This window comes from Nocardioides sp., assembly GCF_044226305.1.
Taxonomy (GTDB): domain Bacteria; phylum Actinomycetota; class Actinomycetes; order Propionibacteriales; family Nocardioidaceae; genus Nocardioides.
This window is the reverse complement of sequence record NZ_JBGAHF010000003.1, coordinates 20,519-38,236: the sequence shown is the minus strand read 5'-3', so window position 1 is coordinate 38,236 and position 17,718 is coordinate 20,519. Positions and strand designations below refer to the sequence as shown.

At 71.1% G+C, this 17,718-nt stretch carries 14 protein-coding genes; all 14 read right to left on the bottom strand.

Annotation, left to right across the window (positions count from 1 at the left end; genetic code table 11):
- Window positions 1–44 precede the first annotated feature (44 nt).
- The 14 genes from ACILQ5_RS04210 to ACILQ5_RS04145 all read right to left on the bottom strand — a co-directional run bounded on the left by ACILQ5_RS04210 (window position 45) and on the right by ACILQ5_RS04145 (window position 17,548).
- On the bottom strand, window positions 45–791 hold the full coding sequence (locus ACILQ5_RS04210; RefSeq protein WP_395656721.1) for a lytic transglycosylase domain-containing protein: 747 nt from the start codon (window positions 789–791) through the stop codon (window positions 45–47).
- Complete coding sequence (locus ACILQ5_RS04205; RefSeq protein ID WP_395656720.1) at window positions 788–1,627, bottom strand: phosphate ABC transporter ATP-binding protein; 840 nt, start codon at window positions 1,625–1,627, stop codon at window positions 788–790. The genes ACILQ5_RS04210 and ACILQ5_RS04205 overlap by 4 nt, the downstream gene beginning before the upstream one ends.
- A 93-nt stretch (window positions 1,628–1,720) precedes the next feature.
- Window positions 1,721–3,262, bottom strand: a complete 1,542-nt coding sequence (locus ACILQ5_RS04200) for an Ig-like domain repeat protein (protein ID WP_395656719.1) — start codon at window positions 3,260–3,262, stop codon at window positions 1,721–1,723.
- Between the two features lie 89 nt (window positions 3,263–3,351).
- Entirely contained in the window at window positions 3,352–4,335 is a 984-nt protein-coding gene (locus tag ACILQ5_RS04195) for a class E sortase (RefSeq protein WP_395656718.1), read from the bottom strand.
- Window positions 4,332–6,914, bottom strand: a complete 2,583-nt coding sequence (locus tag ACILQ5_RS04190; protein ID WP_395656717.1) for a hypothetical protein — start codon at window positions 6,912–6,914, stop codon at window positions 4,332–4,334. The genes ACILQ5_RS04195 and ACILQ5_RS04190 overlap by 4 nt, the downstream gene beginning before the upstream one ends.
- Window positions 6,911–8,563, bottom strand: a complete 1,653-nt coding sequence (locus ACILQ5_RS04185) for a phosphate ABC transporter substrate-binding protein PstS (RefSeq protein ID WP_395656716.1) — start codon at window positions 8,561–8,563, stop codon at window positions 6,911–6,913. The genes ACILQ5_RS04190 and ACILQ5_RS04185 overlap by 4 nt, the downstream gene beginning before the upstream one ends.
- A complete protein-coding gene (gene pstA / locus ACILQ5_RS04180) occupies window positions 8,560–9,792 on the bottom strand; it encodes a phosphate ABC transporter permease PstA (RefSeq protein WP_395656715.1) in 1,233 nt (410 codons plus the stop codon). The genes ACILQ5_RS04185 and pstA (ACILQ5_RS04180) overlap by 4 nt, the downstream gene beginning before the upstream one ends.
- 1 nt (window position 9,793) lies before the next feature.
- Complete coding sequence (pstC, locus tag ACILQ5_RS04175) at window positions 9,794–10,804, bottom strand: phosphate ABC transporter permease subunit PstC (protein WP_395656714.1); 1,011 nt, start codon at window positions 10,802–10,804, stop codon at window positions 9,794–9,796.
- Between the two features lie 281 nt (window positions 10,805–11,085).
- Window positions 11,086–11,478 carry a VOC family protein gene (locus ACILQ5_RS04170; RefSeq protein ID WP_395656713.1) on the bottom strand — a complete coding sequence of 131 codons (393 nt, stop codon included), beginning with the start codon at window positions 11,476–11,478 and terminating at the stop codon, window positions 11,086–11,088.
- Between the two features lie 39 nt (window positions 11,479–11,517).
- Complete coding sequence (locus ACILQ5_RS04165; protein ID WP_395656712.1) at window positions 11,518–13,080, bottom strand: phosphate ABC transporter substrate-binding protein PstS; 1,563 nt, start codon at window positions 13,078–13,080, stop codon at window positions 11,518–11,520.
- Window positions 13,077–14,237 carry a phosphate ABC transporter permease PstA gene (gene pstA / locus ACILQ5_RS04160; RefSeq protein ID WP_395656711.1) on the bottom strand — a complete coding sequence of 387 codons (1,161 nt, stop codon included), beginning with the start codon at window positions 14,235–14,237 and terminating at the stop codon, window positions 13,077–13,079. Before pstA (ACILQ5_RS04160) ends, ACILQ5_RS04165 begins: the two co-directional genes overlap by 4 nt.
- Complete coding sequence (locus ACILQ5_RS04155; RefSeq protein WP_395656710.1) at window positions 14,237–14,965, bottom strand: PstC family ABC transporter permease; 729 nt, start codon at window positions 14,963–14,965, stop codon at window positions 14,237–14,239. The genes pstA (ACILQ5_RS04160) and ACILQ5_RS04155 overlap by 1 nt, the downstream gene beginning before the upstream one ends.
- Window positions 14,922–16,040, bottom strand: a complete 1,119-nt coding sequence (locus ACILQ5_RS04150) for a substrate-binding domain-containing protein (protein ID WP_395656709.1) — start codon at window positions 16,038–16,040, stop codon at window positions 14,922–14,924. Before ACILQ5_RS04150 ends, ACILQ5_RS04155 begins: the two co-directional genes overlap by 44 nt.
- A 44-nt stretch (window positions 16,041–16,084) precedes the next feature.
- A complete protein-coding gene (locus tag ACILQ5_RS04145; RefSeq protein WP_395656708.1) occupies window positions 16,085–17,548 on the bottom strand; it encodes a hypothetical protein in 1,464 nt (487 codons plus the stop codon).
- Between the last annotated feature and the right edge of the window lie 170 nt (window positions 17,549–17,718).

Here is a 17,718-nt window from a genome sequence, read left to right as displayed (position 1 = left end):
GTCGGCGCTCCCGACTCGACTGGTCGGAAGTCCCGACTCGACGGTCAGTCGGTGCGGTCGGCGTAGGACTGGGCGGCGGCGTAGACGGAGTCGACGTAGGACTGGGCGTGGTTGTAGGAGAAGATCGCGTCCGCCCAGCCGGAGCCGGTGCGCAGGTCGTGGCCGTCGGCGCAGAGGTAGCGGGCGGCGGTGTAGGCCGCGTCGTCGAGGTCGTTGGGGTCGGCGACCCCGTCCCCGTCCCCGTCGGCGCCCCAGGTCTCCCAGGTCGACGGGATGAACTGCAGCGGGCCGACCGCGTGGTCCCACCGCGGGTCGCCGTGCCAGGCGCTGGTCTCGGGCGTGGCCGGGATCGCGGCCACCTTCCCGCGGCCGTCCAGGGCGGGCCCGAGGATCGGGCTCGAGGAGTGGCCGTCGTCGCCGAGCGTGCGGCCGCCGATGGTGCCGTGCTGCGACTCGATCCACCCGATCCCGGCCAGCGTCGTCCACCCCACGTCGCAGCCGGTCGGCTCGGAGAGCTGTGCGTTCGCGTAGGCCCGCACGGCGGCGGTCGGGATGCCCGCCTTCGCCGCGGTCGTGTCGACCCACTGCTCGGAGACCCGCTGCGGCCCGACCGGCTTCCCGGGCGCGACCTCGCGGCCGGCCCGCGCGGCCGGGGACGGCGCGCCGACGTACTGCTGCTCCGTGACCGTCAGGGTCGGAGCGGCGAGCACGGTCTGGGACGCGAGGTAGCCGAGGCCGGCGACCGCGAGCAGGGCGGTGGAGAGGACCGCGATGGCGCGGGCAGGGCTCATCCGAACCGGCCGTGCACGTAGTCGGCGGTGCGGGGGTCCTGCGGGTGCTGGAACATCGCGGTCGTGTCGCCGTGCTCCACGATCACGCCGGGGGTCCCCTGGGAGGCGAGGAAGAACGCGCACCGGTCCGAGACCCGGGCGGCCTGCTGCATGTTGTGGGTGACGATGACGATGGTGACCTCCTGGGCCAGCTCCTTCATCGTCTCCTCGATCACGCGGGTCGAGGTGGGGTCCAGGGCCGAGCACGGCTCGTCCATCAGCAGCACGCGGGGCTTGATCGCCAGCGACCGGGCGATGCAGAGGCGCTGCTGCTGACCGCCGGAGAGGCCGCCGCCGGGAGCGTCGAGGCGGTCCTTGACCTCGTTCCAGAGCCCGCCCTTGCGCAGGCAGGACTCGACCAGCTCCTCCTTCGTGGAGCGCGAGGCCTTGGTGCCGGTCAGCTTGAGCCCGGCGAGCACGTTCTCGCGGATCGACATCGCCGGGAACGGGTTCGGCTTCTGGAACACCATCCCGATGGCCCGGCGGGCGTCGATCAGCCGCTTCGAGGGGTCGTAGATGTCCTGGCCGTCGAGGAGCACCTGGCCGGCCAGCTGCGCCGACGGCACCAGCTCGTGCATCCGGTTCAGGATGCGCAGGAAGGTCGACTTGCCGCAGCCGGAGGGACCGATCAGGGCGGTGATGTGACCGGCCGGCATGGTCAGCGACACCCGGTCGAGCACCTTGTGCTGGCCGAACCACGCCGTGATGTCACGGCCCTCGATCTCCGCCAGGGTCGCGGAGGGTCCGGCGGGGGGCACCGGCGGGAGGACGGAGGTCTCGTCGGTCGCTGCGGTCATCGGTCGTCCTTGCTCATCTTGTCGATAGGAATTGTGCACCATGCCCGTGCCGGCCCGCCCGGGGAGGCGGGCGGGCCGGCAGGACTCAGCGGGTCACTTCTGCTTGATCGTGAAGGACGTGCTCGAACCGGCCACGACGGCGTCGCCCCCGTAGACCGCCTTCAGCTTGGCGGTGCCCTTCTTCAGCTTCGGCAGGGTGATGGTGGCCTTGCCGTTCTTCAGGGTCGCGGACGCCAGCGTCTTCGACCCCTGCTTGATCGTCACCTTGCCGGTCGCGGTCGCGCCGTCCCCGGTCACGGTCACGGTCCCCGTGGCCTTCTTGCCCGCCGCCACCGACGCCGGGAAGGTCTCGGCCACGGTGGAGCTGGTCTTGACGGTGACGGTGGCGTCCTCGGAGGCGGACGGCTCGAAGACCGAGCCCTCGTCCCCGGTGAACTCCGCGGTGTAGGTGTGCTCGCCGGGGGTCACGCCGGTCAGGGTCGTGGTGGCGGCACCGGAGGTCAGCGGCACGTCGCTGGCGACCTGGGTCTCGCCCTCGAAGAAGTCCACCGTGCCCGACGGCGAGGTGGCACCGGTGACCGTCGCGGACAGCGTGACGGTCTTGGCCTTCGCGCTGGCGGCGCTGAGGTCGGTGGTGGTGACCACCTGCTGGTTCGTCGTGAAGTTGCTGACCGCCGCCTGGGTCGGGGCGCCGCAGACGCCGCCGTGCTCCGGGGTGGCGAGCTGCTTGAAGCCGGCCGCCTCGATCAGGCTGCGGGCGTCCGTGGAGCAGAGCGCACCGGAGGAGCCGAACGCCGCCTGGACGACGGCGTTCGAGACGTCGGTGCCGCGGACCACGTTGTAGAGCGCGCGGTCGGCGGCGAGACCGTTCTCCAGCTGGAGGGTGCCGGCGATCTCGGCGCGGCCCTTCGAGAACGGGGCGACCGCGTCCGCGTCACCCTGGATCGGGGTCGGGTCGTGCTCCTGGACCTCCTGGACGTTGCTGCCCAGGGTGACGTCCACGCCGCCGTTCATCCGCTTGAGCTGGGCGACGAAGAACGACCTCGTGCCCGAGCCGGCCTGCGGGATCATCGGCTTGATGGTGCCGTTGGACCCACCGACCTGCGACCAGTTCGTCGTGTCGCCCTTGTAGATGCTGACGATCTGCGCCTCGGTGAGGGTGGCCGGCGCGTGCGAGGCGACGTTCTTCGAGACCACCATGACCAGCGTGTCGAGGGCGAAGGGGAACGCCTGGAGCCCGGCCGAGGTCTCGGCCGCGCTGTTGGCCGACGAGGAGCGGGCGAAGTCGACGTCGGCGTTGTTGCCCGCACCGTAGAGCAGGCCCTTGCCGGCTCCCGACCCGTTCGGGCGGTTGATCGCGCCGCTGGGAAGGGTGATCTGGCCACCGCCGGTCGCCGCGAAGCTCGCGATCTTCGGCAGGCCCGCCGTGCGCGGGTCGGCGTTCCATGCCTCGGCGAAGAGGTGGACGGCGTGCTGGCTGGTGTCGGAGCCGACGCCGATCAGGTCGCTGCCGACCGGGGTGAAGCTCGGGTCGTCGGGGTCGGTGGCGGCGTGGGCGGCGCCTGCGGACAGGGCGATCGCGGAACCGGCGAGGGCGGCCGCGAGGGCGCCCGCGAGGGTCTTGCGTACGAACATCAGTTGTCGCTCTCTGTGTGGGTGCTACCTGGTGTTGTTCGGTTCGGTTCGGTTCGGGTCGGTCGCCGCCCCCGAGGGCAGCCGGACGGTCAGATCAGGTTCGGCAGCAGACGCATCACCACGTCCGTGGACGCCCACGACAGCGCGATCACGAGGGGGGCCGCGACCACCCACACGAGCACTGCCGGCCATCGCTGACGGGCGGCGACGACCCCGAGGGCCGTCGCCAGGAGCAGGGCCAGGCACAGGGCCAGGAGCGGGACCGCTCCGGGCTCGTTGGCCATCGCCTTCTCCGAGTCGGGGACCGCCGCGGGTCTGCCGGGCGGTGCGGGGAACCCCTTCGGGGCGTCGGCGTCGACGTAGACGACGGTGTCGGGGGTGATCGCGCCGAGGCGACCGCTCCCCTCCGCCGTCACGAGCGTCAGCCGGGCCGCGCCCTCCTCGGGCGGCTGGGGCAACGGGTCACCGGAGCGACGCACGCCGGCGACGGTGAAGACCTTCGTGCCCTGGGCGGAGACCACCTGGATCTCGTCGCCGCGCCCCAACGAGGTGATGTCGCCGAACGGGCCGCCGTAGGTCGTCGCCCGTCCGTACACGACCGAGGTGCCGACCTGGCCGGGCAGCGGCGTGTCGCGACGGTGGCCGGGGCCGCGCAGCAGGTCGCCGGAGGCCGTGCCCTCGACCACCACCTGCTGCACGCCGAGGCTCGGGATCGTCAGCAGCGCGACCGGGTCGTCGACCGGCACGACCGGGCCGATCGGGGCGGTGAGCTCGGCGAGCTCGGTGCGGAACTGCGCGTACAGGAGGTCCTGGTCCCGGTTCTCCGAGATCGAGCCCAGGAACAGCATCTGCGCGGCGATCCAGAGGCAGACGATCGCGATCATCGTGAACGCCGACGACAGGAGGGCCGAGGCGGTGTCGGAGCCGGAGGGCGGGCCGGCCGGGCGCGACGCGCGGCTCGCACGCGCGGGCGCCGGCGCCGTACGGCGGGGGGCGCGGGCCAGGCGGCGACGCCTCGGCGCCGGTGCGGGGGCCGGGGCCGGCGCCTCGGGCGGGTCCATGGTCGCGGTCATCGCCGGCCCCTGACGACCGGCCCGGCGAGCTTGAGGGCGAGGGTGACCAGGCAGCCGATCGCGCCGAGCAGGATCAGCAGGGGCAGGAGTCCGCCCGCGATGCTCGAGCTGACCGGTGCGGTGGCCGGCATCTCGACAGCGGTCGGCGTCGTGGCGGGCGCGGCGGAGGGGGAGCCGCCGGCGGTCGCCGGGGCGCCGTCACCCGGGACGCCGGGCGCGCTGACCCCGCCACCACCGGAGCCGCCGGTCCCGCCACCACCGTCGCTCTTCCCGCCGTCGCCGCCCTGGTCGGCGGGCGGCTCCTCCTGGGCCTCGATCGCGTCGGCGGTCTGCTGCGCGGAGGTGGAGAGCTTGGCGGTCACCCCGGACTTCTGGATCGGCAGGAAGCCCTCGGGCAGCTGCCCGTTCCCACTGCCCGGGCGCTGGCCCTCGCTCGTGGCGATGCGGATGAACTGCGCCACCTTGTCGGCGTCCGCCTGCTCGAGGTTCTGCAGGCGCGCCGCGGTGTAGACGACCATGGTGCCCGGGTATGCCGTGGCGGACCTCCGCACGTCGGCCTGGTCGAGCAGGAACGGGTGGTACTTCTCGGACTGGTCCATCAGGGCCACGCCGGCGCTGAGCGACCTGCTCGTCGGCCCGACGTAGGTGCGCGGCTTCGTCTCCAGCTGCGCCGAGCGCAGTCCGTAGCGGGCCGCGTCACCGAGGCTGACGATCCCGAGCATGAAGCGGCTGCCGAAGGACTGCCGGTCGATCCGGCCGAGCTTGTAGAGGCCGCTCGACTGGTCGTAGTCGCACCGTGTCTGCACGTTCGGCCACGCGTCCAGGAGGGCCTCGGCGATCTTGCGCAGCGTGGTCACCGGCGCCGCGAGCTGGTTGAAGTAGACGGCCGGGTTCTTCTTCCGGCAGTCGCTCTCGGTCTCCGGGACGTAGGTGTCCATCAGCGGCCACAGCGACCGCGGCATCGAGATGCTCTTGTAGGAGGGGTTGACCTTCATGCCCCACGGGTCGGGCTTGCCGTCGATGAAGGCCATCGCGTCCTTGTCGTGCGCGATGTAGTCGGTCAGCTGCTCGATGACGTCGGAGTCGTTCGACAGCGACAGGACCGTCGCCCCGACCTCCTGGCTGATCTGGCTCAGCCCCGGGTTGAGCTCGATGAACTCGGGGTCGTTCATGATCGCCAGCGGGTTGTCCCCGATCCCCGGGTGGCCGCGACCGAGGTCGGAGCCGAGGTAGGACTGGGTGAGCAGCTTCGCGAGCAGCCGGGCGTTCAGCCTGAGGTCGGTGACCTCGCCGGCGTTGTCGGGCTTGTCGATCTGGTAGCCGATCGAGAAGCCGGTCACCGCCGTCGGCGCGTAGCCGACCGGGTCCGCCCCGCGCTGGTCGTGCTCGGAGGACACCTCGGCCGCGACACCCCCGCCGGCCTCCATCAGGTTCCAGCCGGCCTCGTCGGACATGTTGTTGAACTGGAACTTGAAGCGCTGCTTGTCCAGGCAGTACGCCGGCGACCACTGCAGCGCCGCCTGCGCGAGCAGCTCCGAGCCGTAGAAGCCGGTCGGCGGGCGGGGGTCGAGGACGTCGCAGACGTCCGGCGGGAGACCGAAGGTGATCGGGATCGAGAACCGGTTCTTCCAGTTCGACGGCGACCACCAGAGCGCCGGCGACACGGCCTGGTCCACGCCCTCGTTCGCGAAGTTGCTCGACCCGGCGGGGAAGCGACCGCCCTTGCGGCAGGCCTTGTCCGAGATCGACATCGGGCTGGACGGCTGGTCGCAGGAGAGGCCGGCGATCGGGATCACCACGATCGAGCACGCGGTCTCGTGGTTGCAGCCCAGCGACTCGTTCTCGACGTCGCTGCGGACCTCGAACTGCACCGAGCCGGTGCCGTCGGTGTCGGTGAACGCGGCCAGCTCGGCCGGTGGGAACGCCGCGCCGACGGCGGCCTCGGGCGGCATGTGGTCGGCGTCGCAGGCGACGAAGGTCTTGTTCTTCGCCGTGACGAACGGGGTCAGCTTGGTGAAGTACGGCGAGATGTCGGCGGTCGGGCACTCGTCCGCGGTCGGGAACGGGTCGACGCCGGAGATCCGCGCCTTCTCGGCATCGGTCGCGTCCGCGTCGTGCACCCACGACGCCTCCCCGTCGGACCGGGTGACCTGGGAGCGCTCGGCGACCGAGCCGGTCCAGCAGGTCTCCGGGCGCACCTGCTGCTTCAGCGGCAGCGAGGGGTCGTCGGTCCCCCGGCACTGCATGATGACCACCGGGTACTCCTGGTTGAGCCCGTTCTCGCCGAACGGGTTGCTCGCCCGGCCACCGCTGGGCTGCGCGCCCTTCCAGCTGATGAGGATCCGCTGACGGCCGCGCAGGTTCTCGGTCTTGTCGGCGGTGACCGTGACGGTGTGGCTCGGGGACGAGTAGGTCGAGCCGTCCGCGTTCACGAACTGCCGGGTGAGCGTCTTGGTCTCGGTGAAGCCGTCCGAGCGACCCGCCCCGGGGCTCGTCGGCGCCGGCGCCGGCGTCGCGACCGCCGCCGCCGGCAGGGCCAGCGCCAGGATCCCGACGAGGAGGGCGAGGGTCCGCCTCACGACTGACCTCCCGTCCCCGACGGTCGGCGCCGGCGCATCGCCACGACGAAGAAGCCGGGCAGCAGGATGAGCGCGAGCAGCTCGAGGACGGCCAGCCAGCCGAAGGCGGTCTTGTCACCGCTGCGGTCGGCGACGAGCTCCGTGGGTGTCGCGTAGATCGCGTCGCCGGACGTGGCCCCGGTGTCGCCGACCACCGCCCCGGTCTCGGGATCGATCGCACCGGGCGCGGCGCCACCCGTCCCGCCGGATCCTCCGGAGCCGCCCCCGGTGCCCCCGGTCCCGCCGGTGCCTCCGGTGGCCCCCGTGCCACCGCTCGTCCCGCCGCCGCCGTCGTCGGTGCTCGGCTGGTTGGTCCCGGTCGCCGTACCGCACGGTCCCTCCCCGACCTTGTCGCAGGAGGCGGGCATCGGCGCCTTGTCGGCCAGCACGTTGTGGTTCAGGTTCTTGCCGTCGAAGGTCGGGTTGTTGCACGACCGGACGTCACGGTCGGTGAGGTCGACCGCCGAGTCCGCCTTCTTCAGCTTCGCGATCTGGTCGAAGCCCGCCTGCACCAGGTTCAGCGGCAGCGGCGAGTAGCCGTAGGGACCGGCCTTGGTCTGGCCCGAGCACAGCGAGTAGTAGAGGAAGTCCGCGAGCGTCTGCCGCTTCGCAGTCGTCATCCTCGGGTCGTCCGCGCCCGTCGGGATGATCATGTAGGAGTACGACGAGATCGGGTACGCCCGCGGGTCCGGGTTCGTGTAGACGCCGTCCAGGATCTGCGTCAGGTACATCTGACTGCTCTTGTCCTGGTTGATCTTCGCCTTGGTGAGCGCGACCGCGGTGTTGTACTGCGTCGGCTCCACGTAGTAGCCGGCCTTGTTGAGCACCTTCACGACCGGGTAGTCGGCGTTGACCGGGTAGGAGTACTCGACGTAGCCGATCGTGCCGTTGCCGGCGTACCCCTTGATCGTGTTCATCACCTGGTCGGAGCCGGCCTGGCTGATCATCCGGGTGCCCGACTTCTTCGGGTAGTAGGACGTCAGCCCGGACTGGCCGAAGTAGGGCCGCCAGATGCTGGGGTACTCGTGGTCCATCCACGTGGTGAACTGCGCCGTGGTGCCGGAGCCGTCGGAGCGGACGACCGGGGTGATCGGCAGGTTCGGGAACTGCCGGCCGTTGTTGTCCTTCGTGATCGCCGGGTCGTTCCAGTTGGTGATCTTGTTGGTGAAGATCTTCGCGATCGTCTCGCCGGACAGCCGCAGGTTGCGGACCAGCTCGTTGCCGACCTTCAGCTGGTAGGTGAACGCCGTGCCGCCGGCGACGATCGGCAGGTAGGCGAACTCGCGGCCGTTGCTGGTGTCGGCCTGGCCCTGCTCGTCGGTGCCCTGGTAGGGGATCTCGGAGATGGCGAAGTCGGTGCTGTCCTGGGCGAAGTCCTTGCGGCCCTTGGTCGAGCCGCCGCCGGTGTAGACGACCTTCATGCCGTTGGAGTCGACGTCGGCGATCCACTGCTGGACGATGAGCTCGGACCAGGTGGAGCCGGTGCCCTCGATCTGCGCGTAGACCGTCGCGCTCGCCGTCCCCGGCAGGGCGGCGACGAAGCCGACGGCCAGGAGGAAGGCCACGGCGGCACGGACGACGCGGACGGCGCGGTGGACGCGGCTGGTCACTGGTACTCCTGGGTGTTCCGGTACGAGGACGGGGCAGGGCCGACCGGACCCATCTCGCTGAGCGGGTCGGCCTGGACGAACTCGACGGCCGACCTGCGGCGCGGACGGCGTCCCTTCTTGGTCCGCTTCGGACGGGCCAGCAGGCGGGCCGTCACGAACAGGACGAGGACCATGAGCATGAGGACGGTCGCGGCGGCGAAGGCTCGGGCGATCGCGGCCGGCTCCCCGGAGCGCACGGTCGAGTAGATGAGCAGCGGCAGCGAGTTCATGACGCCGTCGGTCGGGTTGGTCACGAAGAACTGCGCGTTGCCCGAGGTCAGCAGCACCGGGCTGGTCTCGCCGATGCCGCGCGCGACGCCGAGGATGACCGCGGTCGCGAGCCCGGGCCGTGCCGTCGGGAGCACGACGTGCCACACCGTCTTCCAGCGGCTGGCGCCGAGCGCGAGGCTGGCTTCCCGCAGGCCGCTCGGGACGACGCGCAGCACGACGTCCGCCGCTCGGGCGATGATCGGCAGCATCATCACCGCGATCGCCAGCGAGGCGGCGAGCCCGGAGCGGGGGTAGCCCAGGGCGACGATGAAGACGGTGTAGATGAAGAGTCCGGCCACGATGGAGGGCAGCGCCGTCATCGCCTCGACCACCGTCCGGACGACCCGGGCGAACTTGCCGCCCACCTCGCTCATGAACACCGCCGTGCCGATGCCGAGCGGCAGGGTGATCGCCACCGCGATCGCGATCTCGATGAGCGTGCCCAGCACCGCGTGGGCCACGCCGCCGCGGTCGAAGGGGTCCTTGGGCCCGACCCCGGCCATGTCGTCGAAGAAGAAGTTGGGGTGCACCAGCGCGTGCCAGCCGCGGATCACGACGAAGACGATCGCGCTGACCAGCACCGCCGCGACGATGACCGCCCCGGCGGTCACCACCGTGCCCGCGACCCGGTCCCGGACCTCGACCAGGCCACCGGAGATCCCGGCCGTCACGGTGGTCACGAGGAGCACGCAGGCGAACCAGGTGACCAGGAACCAGGTCAGCCCGGGCAGCGGGAGGAGCTGCTGGGTGATCAGCCAGGCCAGGCCCACGGCCGAGACCCAGGTCCCGACCCGCAGGAACTGCTCGTCCGGCGTCGGCCGTCCGAGGGACTCCCGCGGCTGCGGCTGCGGTGCGTCGTCGTCGTACGACGGCAGGAAGGTCTGGCCGACGGCGACGTCGGTCTCGGGTGCCGTCGTCATCTCAGGCGTCCGTCCCGGCGCCCGAGCGGCTTCTGTTGACGATGACGGCGGCGAGGGTGTTGACGCACAGGGTGATGACGAAGAGCACGAAGCCCGCCGCGAGCAGCGCGGAGAGCTGGCTCCTGCTCGCGTCGCCGAAGCGGCCGGCGATCAGCGAGGACACGGTGTTGCCGCCGATCTCGAGCACCCGGCCCTTGACCTCGAACGACGGCGAGAGGATGAGCAGCACGGCGATGGTCTCGCCGAGGGCGCGACCCATGCCGAGCATGGTGCCGCCGATGATGCCGCCGCGGCCGAAGGGCAGGACGACGGAGCGGACCATCCCCCACTTGGTGGCACCGAGGGCCAGCGCCGCCTCCTTCTCGCCCGGCGGGGTCTGGGAGAACACCTGGCGCATCACCGCGCACGACATCGGCAGCACCATCATCGCGACGGCGATCGCCGCGCAGAACATCGAGAAGCTGTAGCGCGAGATGTCGACCGCGGCCGCGTTCGGGTCGGTGTCGTGGACGTCGAAGATCGGGATCCAGCCGAAGTTGCGGTCCAGCCAGACCGACAGCTCCGCGGCGTGCGGCATCACCAGGAAGTAGCCCCAGAGACCCCAGATGATCGAGGGCACGGCGGCCATCAGGTCGACCATGGAGACCAGCAGGCTCTTGATCCGAGCCGGCGCGTACTCGCTGATGTACAGCGCGGTCGTGAGCGCCAGCGGGAACGCGATGGTCATGGCGACCAGGGCGACGCAGACGGTGCCGGTGAGCACCGCGGCGATGCCGAGGACGTCGGCCTCGGGCTGCCACGACGCCTCGGTGAAGAAGCTCCAGCCGTAGTGCTTCAGCGTCGGGTACGCCTGCCAGCCCAGGAAGACGCCGACCCCGCCGGTGATGACGAGGACGGTGGCGCCGATGACCCGGATGGAGTGCACGAAGACCGCGTCGGCCCCCGTGGCCTTGCGGGAGATCTTCCGGGGACGGACGTCGGTGGACGCGTCCTGCAGAGGGAGGGTGGTCACGCGCTGCTTTCTGGCGAGGCGCTCGGGTCGAGCGGACTGCGGAAACGCCAGAAGTCTCAGGAGGGCACGGGAACGTCAGGCCCTCCGGCGGTGAACGGCCGACGAACAGCGGTGCCCGCTTTCGCGAACACGTCGCCGCACGCGTTTCGCGGTAGCCCGATCGGGTCATCCTGGGCCGTCGCCGGTGGTCCGATCGGGCCACGAGCGGTCGGCCGATCGTCGTTCAGGCTCCGTTCACCGACGGAGGTGGTGCGGCCTGGCCGCGGGGCTGGCCGGCGGGCTCAGCCCGCGCGCTCGGCCTCCGAGCGCAGCATGCAGAACTCGTTGCCCTCGGGGTCGACGAGCGTGACCCAGCCGGTCCCGGGGCCGTGCTCGTCCCGGTGGTCGCCGACCACCGTCGCACCGTGCGCGAGCAGCACCTCGACCTCCTCGTCGCGGGTCCGCGAGCGCGGCCGGAGGTCGAGGTGGACCCGGTTCTTCACCGACTTCGTGTCCGGGACCTCGATGAACAGCAGCTGGTGCCCGGTCTCGGGGTCGCGGATCAGGCACTCCTCGTGGCCCGGCAGGTTCGGGTCGCCGTCGAGGTCGACGTAGCCGAGGACCGGCTTCCACCACTCCGAGAGCTCGTAGGCGTTGGCGCAGTCGATGGTCGTGTGCGAGACGAGAGCAGTCATCCCGACAGCCTCGCGACCGCGGCGACCGACCTCAACGGGTTATCGCCTCGCTCGCGACCGTCTGAGCAGGAACGGCGGCACCATCACCACCAGGGCCAGGGCGATCGCGGCGACCCAGGCCGCCGCCTTCGCCTGTCCGGTCCGTCCACCGGTGAGCGTCAGCGGGGTGGCGGTCGCAGTGACCGCCGCGCCGGTCGCCGGATCGACCGCTCCCGCCGTCCCGCCTGTCAGTGGATCGACCGCCCCGGGCGCACCACCGGTGCCGCCGCCGGTCCCGCCGGTCCCGCCGGTCCCGCCGGTCGTCCCGGTGCCACCCGTCCCTCCGGTCGTCCCGGTGCCGCCGGTGCCGCTCGTGGTCCCGGCGCCGTCCCCCGAGTTCGTGGTGGTGCACGGGGAGCCGAGCTTGTCGCACTTGTCGGGCATGGGCGCGGTCTTGAGGATGTTCAGCGCGGGGTTGTCGCACTGGCTGATCGCCGGCGGGTTCACGTGGCCCGGGATCCGCAGCACTTGCTTGAAGCCGGCCTGCACCAGGTTCTCGGGGAGTGGTGAGTAGCCGAGGATGTCCGCCTTCTGCTGACCGGCGCAGAGGAAGTAGTTGATGAACGTCGAGAGCGTCTTGCCCTTGTCGGCGTTGAACGGCGCATCGGTAGAGGTCGGCGCGATCATGTAGCTGTAGCTCGACATCGGGTAGGTGCGCGGGTCCGGGTTGTTGTAGACCCCGGTCAGGTCCGCGGTGAGGTTGGAGTTGATCTTCGCCTTCGTCAGCGCCACCGCGACGTTGCCCGCCGTCGGCTGGGCGAAGTACCCCGCCTTGTTCAGCAGCGACACCACCGGGAAGTCGATGCGCTTGGCGTAGGCGTACTCGACGTAGCCGATCGACCCGGCGCCGTACGACGCGGACACGTAGTTGGCCACGCCGTTCGAGCCGACCTGGGCCTTGGAGCTCCCGAACGAGGGGTAGAAGGAGACGCTCGGGCAGTCGCTGCCCGACAGGTGCAGCTTCTCCCGGATGAACGGGCAGTAGACGCTGCTGGCCTGGTTGCGCATGTAGAGCGAGAACTGCGCGGACGCACCGGCGCCGTCCGAGCGCACGATGGGGATGATCGGGATGTCGGGCAGGGCCTTGCCGTAGTCCTTCTTGATCTCGGGGTCGCTCCAGCGCGTGATCTCGCCCGTGAAGATCTTGGCCAACGTCGGTCCGGAGAGGCGCAGGTCGCGGACCCGCTGCCCGCCCACCGTCAGGTTGTACATGAACGACGTGCCGCCGGCGACGATCGGCAGGTAGGCGAAGTCGCGGTCCGGGACCTCGGCCTGCTGGCCGGGCTCGGGCGGGTTCTGGAACGGGATCTCGGAGTTCGCGAAGTCGACCGTGCCCTGGATGAACTGGGAGCGACCGTCGGTCGAGCCGGTGCCGGCGAAGTTGACGACGACCCCCGAGGCACGCACGTCGGCGCGCCAGGCGTCGACGGCCACCTGGCTCCACGTCGAGCCGGCACCCGAGATCGGCACGTAGCTGTCCGAGGCCTGCGCCGGCGACACCGGCGTCAGCACGGCGGCCGCGACGGCGAGGGTCGAGGCCAGAGCCACCAGGATGCGCTTCACGAGTTGTCTCCTTCGAGCGATGCCACGTTGATGCTGTTGGGGGCCGGGGCGAGTCCGGCGGTGATGGCCACCCGGCGGGCCTTGCGCTTGGACACATGGCCCGGCGGCTTCCCGCCGATCACCCGCGCGAGCGCGAAGAAGATCACGACGAGGAGGAGCAGCACGACCGCCGCACCGAACGCCCGGGCGATGGCCACGTCGGTCGGGAGGCGCATCGAGTTGAAGACGAAGAGCGGCAGGGACAGCTGGGGCCCGTGCAACGGGTCGGCGTTCATCTCGGACGTGTAGCCCGCCACGAGCAGGACGGGCGAGGTCTCGCCGATCACGCGAGCGACGCCGAGCAGGACCGCGGTCACGAGGCCGGACCGGGCGGTGGGGAGCACCACCCGTCGTACGGTCTGCCACTGGGTCGTGCCCAGCGCGAGCGAGGCCTCCCGCAGACCGCCGGGGACGAGCCGGAGCACGACCTCGGCCGTCGTGACGACCACCGGGATCATGCTGACGCTCAGCGCCATCGACGCCGCGAACCCGCTGCGCTCCTGGCCGAACTTCAAGATCATCATCGAGTAGATGAACAGGCCCGCGACGATCGTGGGCACCGCGCTCATCGCCTCGACCACCGAGCGCACCAGACGCGCGAGCTTGCCGCGCACCTCGCTGAGGTAGATGGCGGTGGCGACGCCGAGCGGCACGCTCAGGAGGACCGAGATCGCCACCTGCTCGAGGGTGCCGACCATCGCCGCGAGGATCCCGCCCTGGTCGAGCGGGGCGTCGGGCCCGATGTAGGCGGTCGTCTCCCGGTAGAAGTTCAGGTGCTTGAGCGCCTCCCAGCCACGCACGGTCGTGAAGAACACGATGCCGGCGAGGGCTCCCACCAGGATCAACCCGGCGGTCGCGACCAGGGCACCGACGACCCGGTCGATGACCCCCATCCGGTCCAGGGTCGTCGCGCTCGCGGCGGCGAGCAGGACGAGGAACATCAGGTACCAGCTCAGCCAGAAGCCGATCGTGCCGGTGATGGGCAGCATCCGCTCGTACATGAGCCAGACCAGGCCGAGGGCGCCGGCAGCAGCCGAGACCACGTGGAGCACGAGCTCGGTGGAGACGCCTCCGACGCGGACGCGCGCGGGGGTGGCAGGGGTCGGGACCGTCGTCATCAGATCTCCGTCGATGCGCCGGACCGCGACCGGCTGACCACCACGCCGGCGAGCGTGTTGATCACCAGCGTGAAGAGGAAGAGGATCAGCCCCGCGCCCAGGAGGCCGGACAGCGCGACCCCGCTCGACTCGGAGTAGCGGGACGCGATGTGCGAGGCGATCGTGTTGGTCCCGCTCTGCAGCGGGTGGGTCGTGAACTCGAACATCGGCGAGATGAGCGCGTAGACCACGATCGTCTCGCCGAGCGCCCGGCCGAGGCCGAGCATGACGGCACCGACGATCCCGGCGCGGCCGAACGGGATCACGACCGTGCGGATCATCCCCCAGCGGGTGGCCCCGAGGGCGATCGCGCCCTCGCGCTCACCGATCGGCGCCTGGGAGAAGACCTCGCGCATGATCGAGGTGACGGTCGGCATGACGACGACGCCCACCGCCATCCCGGCGATGAAGGCCGAGGACGTGTACGACGACGGGGAGTCCGGCGTGTCGACGCGCAGGAACGGGAGGACGGGACCGATGTGCACCGAGATCCACTGGGCGATCGACAGCAGCTGCTCCTGCAGGAAGAACAGCGCCCAGATCGCGTAGATGACCGAGGGGACGGCCGCCATCAGGTCGACCAGGGTGATCAGGGGGCTCTTCAGCGAGCTCGCGCCCCCCCCCCCCGGGGGCCTGGTCGAGCGGTCAGCTGGGCTGGCCGCAGTACCTCGACGCCGAGGTGTCGTCACCCAGCGGCGTGTTGCCGAACGGGATCAGGAGCTCGTCGGCGTGCTGGCAGAGGTATCCGCCGGCCTTGAAGACCGCCTTCAGGTCGTCCGGCGCGTCGTTGCGCACGGTGTTGAAGAAGATCCGGCCGAAGGACGCGCTCGATCCGGTCGTGAAGGCCGGGTTGAGCACCTGGTACTGGACGCCCCCGAGCGTCGTCGTGGTGGTCGGCGAGGTCGTGGTGTTGACCGGGCCGACGTGCGCGCCGCCCCGCAGGTCCTGGATGCCCGGAGGCTGGTTGACCTGCGCGGCCCACTTCGTGACGGCGTACGGCAGGATCCCCTGCGGGTCGCCGCCCATGCTCTCGCCGTCGTTCTGCTGGCCCGAGAACACCGTCGGCAGTCCGGCGCAGCCGGCCTGCACGTTGTTCAGGTTGGTGCCGATCGCCTGGAGGAAGAACGTCAGCGTGGCGGCGGACGCCGGCGGCAGGTAGACGTGGATGTCACCCGCCTGGCCGCCGACCTCGCTCCAGTCGGTCACCGTGCACTCGAAGATGTCCTTGAGCTGGGTCGTGGTGAGGGGGGTGGTCGGCGCGTACGCGTTGCCGATCACGCCGTAGCTCACCGCGTCGCGGCTCTGGGCGTAGAAGGTCAGGTTGGCCTCGCCGGCCGCCGCGCCCTTCGCCCGGCTGGACCGCACGAAGTCGATGCAGTACTGGCTCGGGTCGACCGTGGACTTCTGGTTGAGCAGGATCGCGGTGATGCCCGCGTTCGCGCCGTTGGGACGGGCCACGGTGCAGCCCGGCTTGGTGGTGATGTTCTCGCCCGCGGCGCCCGTGACCGGGTTGATCGCGTCGTAGGACGCGATCACGCGGGTCGGCGCCGGGGTCTGGGCGTTGTACTTCGTCGCCAGGTTGTTGGTCAGCTCGGCGAAGGCGTCGGCGCCGACGGTGGCGTAGATCTGCGCTGCCGTCTTGCCGGAGGGAGGGGTCCCGGGCTGGTCGGGGACCGGGTCGGCGGAGGCCGACCCGGCTGCCGCGAGCCCGAGCGAGGCGGCGAGTCCGACCGCGGCGACGGCGGAGACGAGGCGTCGGTTCATCAGGGTTCCTGTTCTGACGGAGGTTCGGGCGGTCGCGCGGCTCATCACTTCACCTGCAGCAGGGCCAGCGAGACGCTCTTGGCGCTCAGCACCTTCACCGACACGGTGTGGAGGTCGTCCGCGCTGAGCGCGAACTTCTTCACGAGCGTGCCGGCCTTCGCGGCCTTGGTGTCGACCGTCGTCTTCTTGCCGTCGACGACCACCTGGGCCTTGCCTGCGGTGGGCGAGGTGCTGAAGGTGATGACCACCTGGCCACCCAGGACCGTCGCCGTGGCGGCCGAGCCCTTCTTCTTGCTCGTGATGCCCTTCTTGCCCGGGGCCTTCGCGAAGGCGTAGGACTTCCAGGTGCCGGTCCGCGTGATGCGCTGGTCGGTCCAGCCGTACTTGCCGGCCTCGAGGGCGTTGTCCGGAACGTCGAGGATGCCGGTCGGGGCCAGCGCGACGCCGCGGAACTCGGTGTTCGCGTCCGCGGTGGCGAGGACCGCCGGGTCGTCGACGTCGAACGACGTCCCGGCCCCGTTCGGGTCGGTGACCAGCAGCAGCTGGCTCGGGGTGGTCACCGCGATGCTCACCGAGCTGCCCTCGGCGTCGGCGACCAGGCCGGTCGCGCCCGGGACGTCGACGGAGCCCTCGCTGGTCCAGGTCGAGCCGTCGAAGCGGTACTTGTCGACCGCGCCGCCGCGCTCGGAGGCGTTCGCGACGTACAGCGTGTCGAGGTCGGTGCCGCCGAAGCCCGCCGAGGTGAGGTCGAGGAAGGCGTAGCCGTAGGTGAGCAGGTTGTCCGGGAGGCCGGTCAGGTCGGTGAGGCTCGCGGCCGAGGTCGGCGTACCGGTCCCGACCGCCGAGAGCCGGTTGGCCAGGATTCCGCTGGCGAACAGCTGCCCGTCCTGGATGGTCAGCGAGCTGATGTTGGCGTCGTTACCGCCGGCGATGGAGCTGACGGTGCCCGACCCCAGCGAGGTGGTGAGCACGCCGCCGTCGCCGCCGGCCGCCCAGATCTGGCTGCCGTCGAAGACCGCCGAGCGCACGATCGCCGGCGCCCCGGAGCCGAGCACGGTGCTGGTGTCGTAGGCGCCGTCGCCGTCGACGATGCCGACGACGCGCGCGACCGAGGACGGGGCGGAGCCGGTCAGCGAGATCCCGCCCGGCCCGGTGGCGCCCGGCGCCGCGGCGTACCCGGTCAGCGTCACGAGCTTGCCGTCGGCGGAGTTGGCGATCAGGCCCTCCGACCGGGACTGGCCCACGGCCGTCAGCGGCTGGTTCGCACCGTCGGCGGTCGTCGGCAGCGCCAGCGACGACACCGCGTCGCCGTCCGGGGTGAACTCGTCGAGGAAGACCGGCGCGGCCGCGTTCGTCAGGGCGCCGGAGCCGTCGCCGACGCGGTACACGACGAGGTTGCCGCCGGTGAACTTCACCGCCTGCGCCTGGGTGGACGAGAGCAACGGGACGGCGGCCGCGGCGAGGGACACCACGACGGTCGCGCCCAGGATGCGCAGGGGTGTGCGCATGAGGACCTCACTTCAGCTGGAGGACAGGCGGCCGCGGCCGCGAAGGGGATGGGACACCCGAGAGAGATCCAGTTAGTCAGGTAACTGCACTGGATTGGTCGAAATAATGTTGTTAAGCGGCCACCGGGTCAAGCGACACCGCCGAAAGTCCGGCTCCTGGACGGCCTGGC